Raw genomic sequence first — 9,369 nt, forward strand, 5'->3', positions numbered from 1 at the left:
TCCAAGGTCAAGCGCACCTGTTGCTTTTTGGGCGAGTTGTCGCCCCAAAAGCAACAGGTGCGCTTGACCTTGGCGAATTTAATTCGCCAAGGTCAAGCGCACCTCTATAGCGTTTCTAATAGCTATGAGGTACACAAGATTTTTTCACTATTGCCTATTGCCTATTGCCTCTTGCCTCTTGCCTTTCCCTAAGGGATTTTATTAACAACTCCAAATTATATATAACCTACTAACACCCTCAACACTCAAAGGTTGCTAACCCCAAATAGCGAACTCCTGACGGGGTAATTTCAAAGCGACAAGGCAACACTTCCAAACCCTTGCTAACTGCTTCCCTTAAGAGTTTACCATAGTCTGGGTCATAGTTATCACCAGGATAAAAGTGCAAACAATCAGCACGATTAATAAAATAAAGCATCACCGCTCGTGCTTCGGGAAGTACTGCCATCAGTTCTTGCAAATGTTTTTGTCCACGAGTAGTAACTGTATCAGGAAATAAAGCACGATTCTCTTCAGCTAAGGTAGCACTTTTAACTTCTAAATAAATCGGACGATCTGAGCCAGTCAGTAAAAAATCTACGCGGCTTTTCCTTTCTTTTCCGTAACGCACCTCAGGGCGGATTTCGCTGTAGCTGTCGGCTAATTCGGGAATCACTTTTTGTTCCAACGCTAACTTAATCACTCGATTAGGTAAAGCCGTATTAACCCCTACCCAAGTTGGTTCATTGTCCTTGACCTGAATCATTTCCCAAGTGTATGGTAACTTCCGCTTCGGGTTATCACTATGGGACACTTGTACAGCAGAGCCAATGGTTGATACTCCGATCATTGGGCCAGTGTTGGCGCAGTGAGCAGTAATAATTTCCCCTGATGGCAGTTCAATATCCGCAAGAAAGCGTTTGTAGCGTTTGAGTAAAGTTCCAGCTTTTAGGGGTGGGTAGGAGTAAATCAAGTTATTGTCATTAGTCATGTTAAAATTGTGGATTGGTTAATTGTAAAGATGTCAGCTGTCAGCCGTCAGCTGTCAGCCGTCAGCTGTCAGCCGTCAGCTGTCAGCCGTCAGCTGAAAATAAACTTCAAAAGGGAGAATTTAATATAGCGTTTATCGCAGTTATGAGGTAGAATTATCAACCTCAAAGTCGCCCTTATTAAGGGGGATTTAGGGGGATCAATTTGTACCTTATGGGATATAGAATTGCTATAGTTCCAGATTAATGAGAATTGAAAGTCTAGGGATTTACCCATCAGCTGATAGCTGATAGCTGATAGCTGAATGCTTACGTAAAGATATCAAGGACGTTGGATAATCTTTTCGATAACCCGCCGCTTGGCTTTGGTGTCGATACCAATTAGGCGCACATACTCACCCTTATGCTCCCCTAAGCGTTCTGTCAAAGCTGCGATCGCTTCCGATACATTGTTTTCTGGTAATGGATTCCCACTTTTCCAAGCATTATTCTTAACGCGACGCTCATTGCCGTATTCTAGGGTCAGGCGGTAACCTTGAGCCAAAAGCTCTCCAATCTGCTCTTGGGTTTCTAGATCTAATCCTAGATCTAAGGGCTTTTTGCTACCGTTGTGCTGTCCTATCTGACATTGATTTAACCCGTTGGCGACCTTAGGGCTAGTTGACTCACTGATGACTGGATTGGATAGAGGTGCCTTGTGGTTTGCTTGAGGTTGGTCAGGGGTTGGGATATGAGAATTACTATTTGTATTAGTATTTGTATTACTTGCTGGGCTCGTCAGGGACGGGACTTGATTGTACTCCCTAGCTAGTCCGCTGAGCTCCAACCGTTGTTGTTCAGCTTTAATCAGTTCTCCAAACTCAATTAAGCGGGAGATGCTAAAGTTTGGTGTTTCAAATTTGGGCGGTCCTTGCTTACTGTTGACTACACGAGAAGAAACTCGGTCTATACCAATATCATAAATAAACTTACGGATTTGTTCATCGTAAATACGCGATCGCAAAGCACTGAAGAAATCAATCGCTTGATTGTCGAAGGTATCAATCAGTTGTTCAATCTCCCCGCTAGAGAGTCCATCTCCGTGAAAGATACCACTAACAATACCAATCCGGTCTTCTCGGTTGGGCTCCCAGTAGAATTTGCTCATCCGACCATCCCGAGTCAAGGGCGCATACAGAGTAGAAAAATCATTACCAGTGACAATAATCGGTACTCGGTGGATCGGTTGTGAGTCATAACTCCCTGGAAGTTGGACATTGGTAGGATTATCAGCAATGTTCATCAAAGTCCCATGCACCAGCTGGGTATTTACCGTATATTGGGTGCGTTCATCGAACCGTCCCGCCCCAGCATCCAAGTCATTAATCATCAGCACACACATCTTACCCTTGACTCGGATCATTTCAGCCGTTTCTCGGTAGCGCAAGCGGATCAGACGGGCTGGATCCCCAGCATCTGGGCTTTCTAGCTCACCAGAAGACATATGAACCGCTTCAATTCCCATGCGCTCGAACACAAGCTCACACTGAAAGGACTTACCCTCCCCCTTCCGTCCATGAATTCCCAAAATTAGAGGCACACGGACATGGGGTATGTCAAGGAAGTTTTTAGTGATGTGAACTGCCAGTTTATCGATAAACCGGGGAGAAATGTAATAGTGCTGGGACATACAAACAGGTGCTATGGTAAGAATCTCGTCAAATCCGGCAATTTTTCAGCCTATTGGAAATACTATTACAGTTTGTTGAAGGTTTAATCGGGTTAATCGGGTTGAAGGTTGAAGGTTGAAGGTTGAAGGTTAGCTGGTTGAAGGTTGAAGGTTATTTGGTTGAAGGTTGAAGGTTATTTGGTTGAAGGTTATTTGGTTGAAGGTTGAAGGTTATTTGGTTGAAGGTTGGCTGGTTGAACGCGATCGCGTGGCCTTTTGGCCAAGGTTGGCTGGTTGAACGCGATCGCGTGGCCTTTTGGCCAAGGTTGGCTGGTTGAACGCGATCGCGTGGCCTTTTGGCCAAGGTTGGCTGGTTGAACGCGATCGCATGGCCTATTGGCCAAGGTTATTTAGTTGTTCGCCTTTGGCGTTCGGTGTAGGGTAGGTTATGTGGTTGTTTGCCTTTGGCCTCTGAAGTAGGGTAGGTTTAAAGTTGACAGCGAACAGCCAACATTCAAGCATCAACCCAATTAACCCTTCAACCAGCCAACCCAATTAACCCTTCAACCAGCCAACCATCAAGCCGATTAACCCTTCAACCAGCCAACCATCAAGCCGATTAACCCTTCAACCTTCAACCTTGGCCAAAAGGCCACGCGATCGCGTTCAACCTTTAACTCGATTAACCCGATTAAACCTTCAACCTTCAACATTCAACCTTCAACCTTCAACCTTCAACCTTCAACCAGCCAACCTTCAACAAACAGTACTCAAATTGGCGTATTGGCACAATTGAGACTATTGGTTGGGCTAGGATATCCCTAAATAAGCATCAGGTACTTAAACAATTTTTTCTTGAGCTATTTATGGAATCTCCTGAATCCTCAAGGTTTGAACAATATTGGTGGATCCTGAAGCGACGTTGGCTACCAGCTTCCGGTATTTTTGTATCAGTTTCTGTGATTATGTCTCTGGTGGCATCATTGCAAAAGCCGGTATATGTAGCCCAAGGATTGCTGTTATTTAAGCGGCTTAATACCACGTCTTCAGTTACCGAGGTAGGTAAAGAAATCGGTATTTTACAACCTCTGGTAGACCAAAGTAATCCTCTAGATACAGAAGCCAACATCATGATGTCTGAGCCTCTGGCTCAAAAGACAATCACCGCACTAAATCTTAAAGATAATCAGGGGCAACCTTTAGCAATTAAAGACTTTTTGCACAATGTCAGTGTTACCAATATTCGGAAAACTGATCTTCTGGAAGTATCTTACCAATCTCAAGACCCTAAAGAAGCAGCAGCAGTTGTTAATCAACTAATGACTATCTATTTAGAAAATCACTTAGATTTTCAACGGGCTGAAGCTGTAGCTGCTCGGAAGTTTATTGAGAAACAGTTACCTCAAGCAGAAGCTACTGTTAGTAAAACAGAAGCAGCTTTGCGTCAGTTCAAACAAGAAAATCAAGTGATATCTTTAGACGCAGAAGCTCGCTCAGCTATCGAAGTCCTGACAGATTTGCAAAAGGAAATTGCTCAAAATCAGTCTAAAATGGCTGATGTCAATGCCCAGTACGAATCGCTCCAAAAACGATTGGGCATGAACTCCAAACAAGCTGTAGCTCTTACAGCTCTTAAACAGTCTCCTGAGGTGCAGGAGGCACTCCAAGAATTGCGCCAAGTGGAAGTCGAACTGGCCCTAGAGCGTAACCGTTTCCAATCCACCCATCCCACAATTGCTAAGTTAGAAAGTAAGGTAGCCAGCCTAAAAGGTATCCTAAACCAGCGAGTAAAACAGGTTTCTAATGCTAAGCCGAAACCTGCTAGCCAGCTTTTTAAACTAGGAGAGTTACAACAAGACCTGACTAAAGAGCGTAAGTATTCAGCTCTCAGCTCTCAGCTCTCAGCTCTCAGCTCTCAGCTCTCAGCTCTCAGCTCTCAGCTTTTGAATAAGCGATGCAGCGCGGTCTTGGGGGTTTCCCCCACTCGCTATTGCATCAAGACAACAAGTAAGCATTGGAATAATGCTGAGTGAAGTCCCAGCGTCGTTCGCACAGCGTGGCCAAACGCGCACGCGTGGCCGTTCGCGTAGCGTGGCCAAAAGGCCAAAAGGCCAAGGCCAAAGCCTGTGCCAAAAAGCACCTCAAGCAGCTTGAGCCTTTAGCTCACGGCTGACGGCTGACGGCTGAATGCTTACTAAAGAGCTAGTAGAATTAGAAGCAGCTCGTTTAGGTTTGGCTAATCAGACAAAAGCCTTAGTCAATGCCCAAACCGCTTACCGAAAAAGACTTAACGATCTCCCTAGACTGGAACAACAGCAGCGCGAGTTAGAACGGCAACTTGATGTGTCCCAATCCACCTATTCTCTGTTGCTAAATAAGCTTGGAGAAATTCAGGTAGCGGAAAATCAAAACATGGGTAATGCCCGCATTATTGCAGGGGCTCAGGTGCCGATGATTCCGATTTATTCTGCTAAAATAGCCTATATTGCTGCTTGCTTTCAGGGACTGTTTGCGACCGCAGCAATTATTTAGATTTTAGAAACAAGAGATAAATCTCTGAAAACCATTAAAGACGTGGCGTTGCTTATTCTGGGTATGGTTTTGCCCCCCTAACCCCCCAATTCTGGGGGGAATAAGACCTTCAAAGTCCCTTCCGGTGCGCGCCTCCTAGGGCGAGTAAATCGCCCTTGGGTCGCACCGCAAAGTTGGGGGATTTAGGGGGCTTTAACTTTCACCAGATGATCGCGAATTCATTCCTTAATTCAGCAACGCCAAAGACGTTAAGCAATTATTTAAATTTACCTTGCTGGGTGTGATTCCCCACTTTAGTAAAACTCAATTATTAAATCCATCACAGGAAGTTTTAGATCCATTTACCCCCCAAGTTATTGTTCGGAATACGCCTCGGTCTCCCATCAGTGAATCCTATCGGATGCTGCAAGCAAATCTCAAGTTTTTGAGTTCAGATAAAGCCCTCAAGGCGGTGACTGTGACTAGTTCCTTACCTCAAGAAGGTAAGTCAACGGTGTCTGCTAATTTAGCAGCAGTGATTGCTCAGCGAGGAAGTAAGGTATTGCTAATCGATGCTGATCTCCATAAGCCTGTTCAACATCGGATCTGGGATTTGTCCAATGAAGTGGGCTTGAGCAATATGCTTGTGAATCAGGTTAACTTGGGGGATGCCATTAAACCAGTAATCGAGACTCTGGATGTCCTGACCTCTGGAGTAGTACCTCCTAATCCAGCAGTGCTTCTGGATTCCCAGCGCATGGCTTCATTGATTAACCATGTTGCTAGTCGTTACGACTTTGTGATTATTGATACCCCTTCTTTAAACGTTGCTGCTGATGCTCCTATCTTAGGAAAAATGACCGATGGTGTGCTGTTAGTTTCCCGACCTGGAGTGGTAGATTCTGGTAGTGCTGCTTTCGCCTTTTGGAGCAGTCTGGTCAGACTGTTCTGGGCTTGGTGGTTAATGGCGTGATTCCTGATAATGAGCCTAACAGTTATTACCATTTTTCTCAGGAATACATTTCAGATGAAAGCGTTGCTCTTAATAGAATACTTGATGTTGCTAGTTATGAGTAATTAGATCATATATAGCAAAGGGAACAGGGAGTAGGGAGTAGGGAGCAGGGAGTAGGGAGTAGGGAGTAGGGAGTAGGGAGTAGGGAGGACGATTTCCCCTTATTCCTAGATACTGAATCTAATTAGAATTGACGATTTACTATTGACCATCATCCCTAGATAATTAATAGATAATTACAAAGAACGGGAGATAGTGCGAAAGATGTAGTGATTAGTTAGAGTGCATTGACTTTGTGGAGTTCTACGTTGCCTCCTTCAAAGACTTGAATCATGAGTTGATAGCCTGTCTTGATGCAGTCGCTCATGGGGGTAACCCCCAAGACCGCGCTGCATCGCTTCCATCAATGACATTCCAACAAGTGGTTCTGAATCAGCTTCATCGATGGGAATTGTTAGAGAGAATCCGTCCCATAGGATAACTACCTCATACACATTAAAAATACATTCACTACCATCCCCAAGAAGAGCGCGTCCTCGCCTTTTCCATCTCAGATTTAACTGAGTAATCAAATCTGGAGACAGTGAAAGCCAACCATTAAACCCTGTATCTATGATTGCCGCTTGAGTGTAAATTTTACCATTCAAGCCATAAATTGAAATGGGAATAATGGGTTCAAAGTCTGCATTAACATTTCCTCTAATCATCCCGTTCTTTTTCCACGTCCACCGAACCGACGAACATAGCGTGAACCAATCCGGACTATCCAGATTTGAGAGGTTGTCTGAAAAGTCTCATTTGCTACATCCAAGCCCCCGTTGGTCCCCCAATTTTGGGGGACTTCTACCAGCAAATTGATTCTTGTTCCCCCCAGAATTGGGGGGCTAGGGGGGCAAAATTCAGTATCAAAAAACTTTTCAGATATCCTCTGAGCATCTGGGTTACGGGCTTCGAGGCGATCGCAAGCGGCTATTTCCCTTGGGTCAACCTCAAAATCGCCTGTTTCAATATCAATGGCAACAATCTTGCCGTGATTCCCTGCTTCGACCTTTGGACGCACCTGAGTTTCGTAGATTTCATCACCACGTCGAGCAAATTCTTCTTTGCTGTATCGAGGTTGTCGGACTGTCATTGGAATGATCTTGTTTCAGCTTTACGCCTCTATTTTAACTTAGTCGTGGGGCGCACTCATCAAGCAGGATTCCCATAGGTTGTCAGCAGTAAGCTTTGACTTTATTCACGCTAACCATAAGTAGACAACGTAAAGTGGTTGGTGTAAACCTGTTATTAGCTTGCTTCGTCGTTAATTCAATAATCCCCTATTTCCACTGATGTCGTTACTCAGTTTGGAGGGAATACTGGTGACAATTAGAGCAATTCTCTAAGCTAACAATATTGAGGAATAGTGATATGGATGAAGTGGTTAGAAAGTTTGCTGCACTAGGCTTACCTGGTGTGATACTTCTAATTGCTATGGCAACAACGGGATTTACTGGAGCAGCAGCGATCACAGCGGCTTTGGCAATGTTAGGTCCATTCGGAATGATCGGAGGCATTGCTTTTCTTGGGGTGGTGGGAATAGCTGCTGATGGCTTATCGAAATTCGGACTTGAAGCATTACTGGTTGGAATATATAAAGAGCGCCAACAAGAAGGAGAATCTAAAGCATCTCTCTGTAAAGAGATTGAACGGTTAATGGTTTCTCGTGATTTGAAACGCAAACTCAAAGAAGAAGTGAATAATGGTAAATCTTCGGTTGAGGATAGGCGGGCATCGAATTCATCATCTTTTGATAATTTAGGAATAAAGAAATATAAAGTTGATTGGAAACGCAAACTCAAAGCAGAAGTAAATAATGGTAAATCTTTGGTTGATGATAGGCGTGAATCGAAACAGGATATTGATGAACACTTAGATATTGAATCTATAGAGGATATTGATGAACACTTAGATATAATTGATAAAATGAAGGGGAGGGAGTTTAAAAAATTTATGGCTAAATTATTTAAGGAACTGGGCTACCAAGTGAGGCTGACTCCAGCAAGTGCGGATTATGGAGCGGATCTGGTCATTGAAAAAGGGGAGATAAAGACTGTTGTTCAAGCCAAGAGACAACAAAGTACCGTAGGGATTAAGGCCGTTCAGGAAGTAACGGGGGCAATTGGCTATTATCAGGCGAACTTGGGACTAGTTATCACTAATAGTAAGTTTACAGAAAATGCCAAAAAACTGGCAGCTAAGACTGAAATTGAGCTTTTTGATAGGGATGATTTGAAAAAATTAATTAAAAAAGTATATAAGCAAAAGCCTTCTGAAGATAGCTGAGGGGGTGACATGAGCCCCAAAAAGCTTACTCTATAAGGCTTTGATGCCAATGGGCTCATGGAAGATACAGTCGGAAATTAACCCTCAAGTCATTGTCTTGATGCAAAGCGCGAGTGGGGGAAACCACGGCAGTCGCTCATGGGGGGAACCCCCAAGACCGCGCTGCCTCCCCTGTTCCGAAGCTGCATCGCTTAATGGCAAGCTCAAACCCTTATAACTACGTCCAAAGGAGCGCCCAAAACAGAATGTATATTTTTGGAACTTATGGGCTGAAATTATTATCCAGTAAGGATTTCAGCTTGTATGTCACCCCCCCAGGAAGATAGTTCATTGTAAAAAACACCCGCTGTTTAATTGCAGCGGGTGTTGAGTGAATAATTCAGAATGCTGGTAAAGCATAATTGAGTATCTCCTGCATGACGCGCTGGTAGTGTTTAGCTAAAATTTCGCTACCGCTCGGAATGATAGGAGGTATTGCTTTTTTTGGGGTTGTCGGAATAGCTGCTGATTGCTGATCAAAATTAGGACTTGAAGCGTTACTGCTTGGAATATATAGCGTTTCTCATAGCTATGAGGTACAATTATAAATAGATTAAATAGTTAATTATAAAAATTTCGGATGAAACCTTACTCTCTTGACTTTCGGCAAAAAATTCTATAAATTCATAACAAATAAAAATTATCAAGGTGCGCGCCTCCTAGGGCGAGTAAATCGCCCTAGGGTCGCACCTCCGAAACTTAGCTCAACGTTTTGGTGTAGCCAAAAGCTTTATTCAAGTGCGGCTCGTTCCAGCTAAGAGCCTTATTACATAAGGGGTATGAGCTGGGGGAAAGAAGGACTAAAAAACCTTCAAACCTAACTGACTGTTTGGATGGCGGTGAAAACCCGACCCCTTCAGGAG

Annotated in this window: 11 protein-coding genes and 1 pseudogene; 7 read left to right on the plus strand and 5 right to left on the minus strand. The window is 44.0% G+C overall.

What is annotated here, in order from left to right; genetic code table 11:
• The coding region (locus tag F6K37_RS23955; RefSeq protein WP_287252585.1) for a hypothetical protein at positions 1 to 192 on the plus strand (192 nt) is incomplete at its 5' end.
• A 46-nt stretch (positions 193 to 238) separates the two neighbouring features.
• On the opposite strand, the gene sfsA is transcribed toward F6K37_RS23955, so the two are convergent.
• Entirely contained in the window at positions 239 to 970 is a 732-nt protein-coding gene (sfsA, locus tag F6K37_RS23960; RefSeq protein ID WP_008188741.1) for a DNA/RNA nuclease SfsA, read from the minus strand.
• 14 nt (positions 971 to 984) lie between these two features.
• On the opposite strand from sfsA, the gene F6K37_RS23965 reads away from it, so the two are divergent.
• Positions 985 to 1,122, plus strand: coding sequence for a hypothetical protein (locus F6K37_RS23965; RefSeq protein WP_154659929.1), 138 nt, complete (start codon positions 985 to 987; stop codon positions 1,120 to 1,122).
• Positions 1,123 to 1,290: 168 nt separating this feature from the next.
• Here F6K37_RS23965 and F6K37_RS23970 read toward each other — a convergent pair whose 3' ends face one another.
• Complete coding sequence (locus F6K37_RS23970) at positions 1,291 to 2,637, minus strand: RuBisCO small subunit-like domain-containing protein (protein ID WP_008188739.1); 1,347 nt, start codon at positions 2,635 to 2,637, stop codon at positions 1,291 to 1,293.
• A 188-nt stretch (positions 2,638 to 2,825) separates the two neighbouring features.
• A complete protein-coding gene (locus F6K37_RS23975) occupies positions 2,826 to 3,020 on the minus strand; it encodes a hypothetical protein (protein WP_154659928.1) in 195 nt (64 codons plus the stop codon).
• 236 nt (positions 3,021 to 3,256) lie between these two features.
• On the opposite strand from F6K37_RS23975, the gene F6K37_RS23980 reads away from it, so the two are divergent.
• The 4 genes from F6K37_RS23980 to F6K37_RS23995 all read left to right on the plus strand — a co-directional run bounded on the left by F6K37_RS23980 (position 3,257) and on the right by F6K37_RS23995 (position 6,100).
• The gene (locus F6K37_RS23980; RefSeq protein WP_154659927.1) at positions 3,257 to 3,412 is read left to right on the plus strand and encodes a hypothetical protein; all 156 of its coding nucleotides are present in this window, start codon (positions 3,257 to 3,259) and stop codon (positions 3,410 to 3,412) included.
• Between the two features lie 70 nt (positions 3,413 to 3,482).
• The gene (locus tag F6K37_RS23985; protein ID WP_008188733.1) at positions 3,483 to 4,649 is read left to right on the plus strand and encodes a GumC family protein; all 1,167 of its coding nucleotides are present in this window, start codon (positions 3,483 to 3,485) and stop codon (positions 4,647 to 4,649) included.
• A gap of 154 nt (positions 4,650 to 4,803) precedes the next feature.
• On the plus strand, positions 4,804 to 5,148 hold the full coding sequence (locus F6K37_RS23990) for a GNVR domain-containing protein (RefSeq protein ID WP_008188731.1): 345 nt from the start codon (positions 4,804 to 4,806) through the stop codon (positions 5,146 to 5,148).
• Between the two features lie 280 nt (positions 5,149 to 5,428).
• Positions 5,429 to 6,100: a CpsD/CapB family tyrosine-protein kinase gene (locus F6K37_RS23995; RefSeq protein WP_229414732.1), complete on the plus strand. Its 672-nt coding sequence runs from the start codon at positions 5,429 to 5,431 to the stop codon at positions 6,098 to 6,100.
• Positions 6,101 to 6,459: 359 nt separating this feature from the next.
• On the opposite strand, the gene F6K37_RS24000 is transcribed toward F6K37_RS23995, so the two are convergent.
• The gene (locus F6K37_RS24000) at positions 6,460 to 6,849 is read right to left on the minus strand and encodes a hypothetical protein (RefSeq protein ID WP_008188729.1); all 390 of its coding nucleotides are present in this window, start codon (positions 6,847 to 6,849) and stop codon (positions 6,460 to 6,462) included.
• Positions 6,850 to 7,073: 224 nt separating this feature from the next.
• Positions 7,074 to 7,274, minus strand: a pseudogene (locus F6K37_RS24005) (hypothetical protein); the annotation flags it as partial.
• 278 nt (positions 7,275 to 7,552) lie between these two features.
• On the opposite strand from F6K37_RS24005, the gene F6K37_RS24010 reads away from it, so the two are divergent.
• Positions 7,553 to 8,467, plus strand: coding sequence for a restriction endonuclease (locus tag F6K37_RS24010; RefSeq protein WP_287252592.1), 915 nt, complete (start codon positions 7,553 to 7,555; stop codon positions 8,465 to 8,467).
• The last annotated feature ends 902 nt before the right edge of the window (positions 8,468 to 9,369 follow it).

This window comes from Moorena sp. SIO4E2 (assembly GCF_010671945.1).
In the GTDB taxonomy this organism is placed as follows: domain Bacteria; phylum Cyanobacteriota; class Cyanobacteriia; order Cyanobacteriales; family Coleofasciculaceae; genus Moorena; species Moorena producens.

Bases quoted from the DNA above. Each gene is read 5' to 3' on its own strand.
- F6K37_RS23985 (WP_008188733.1), top strand. From the start codon at position 3,483: ATGGAATCTCCTGAATCCTCAAGGTTTGAACAATATTGGTGGATCCTG.
- F6K37_RS24000 (WP_008188729.1), bottom strand. From the start codon at position 6,849: ATGATTAGAGGAAATGTTAATGCAGACTTTGAACCCATTATTCCCATT.
- F6K37_RS23970 (WP_008188739.1), bottom strand. From the start codon at position 2,637: ATGTCCCAGCACTATTACATTTCTCCCCGGTTTATCGATAAACTGGCA.
- sfsA (WP_008188741.1), bottom strand. From the start codon at position 970: ATGACTAATGACAATAACTTGATTTACTCCTACCCACCCCTAAAAGCT.
- F6K37_RS23990 (WP_008188731.1), top strand. From the start codon at position 4,804: ATGCTTACTAAAGAGCTAGTAGAATTAGAAGCAGCTCGTTTAGGTTTG.
- F6K37_RS24010 (WP_287252592.1), top strand. From the start codon at position 7,553: ATGGATGAAGTGGTTAGAAAGTTTGCTGCACTAGGCTTACCTGGTGTG.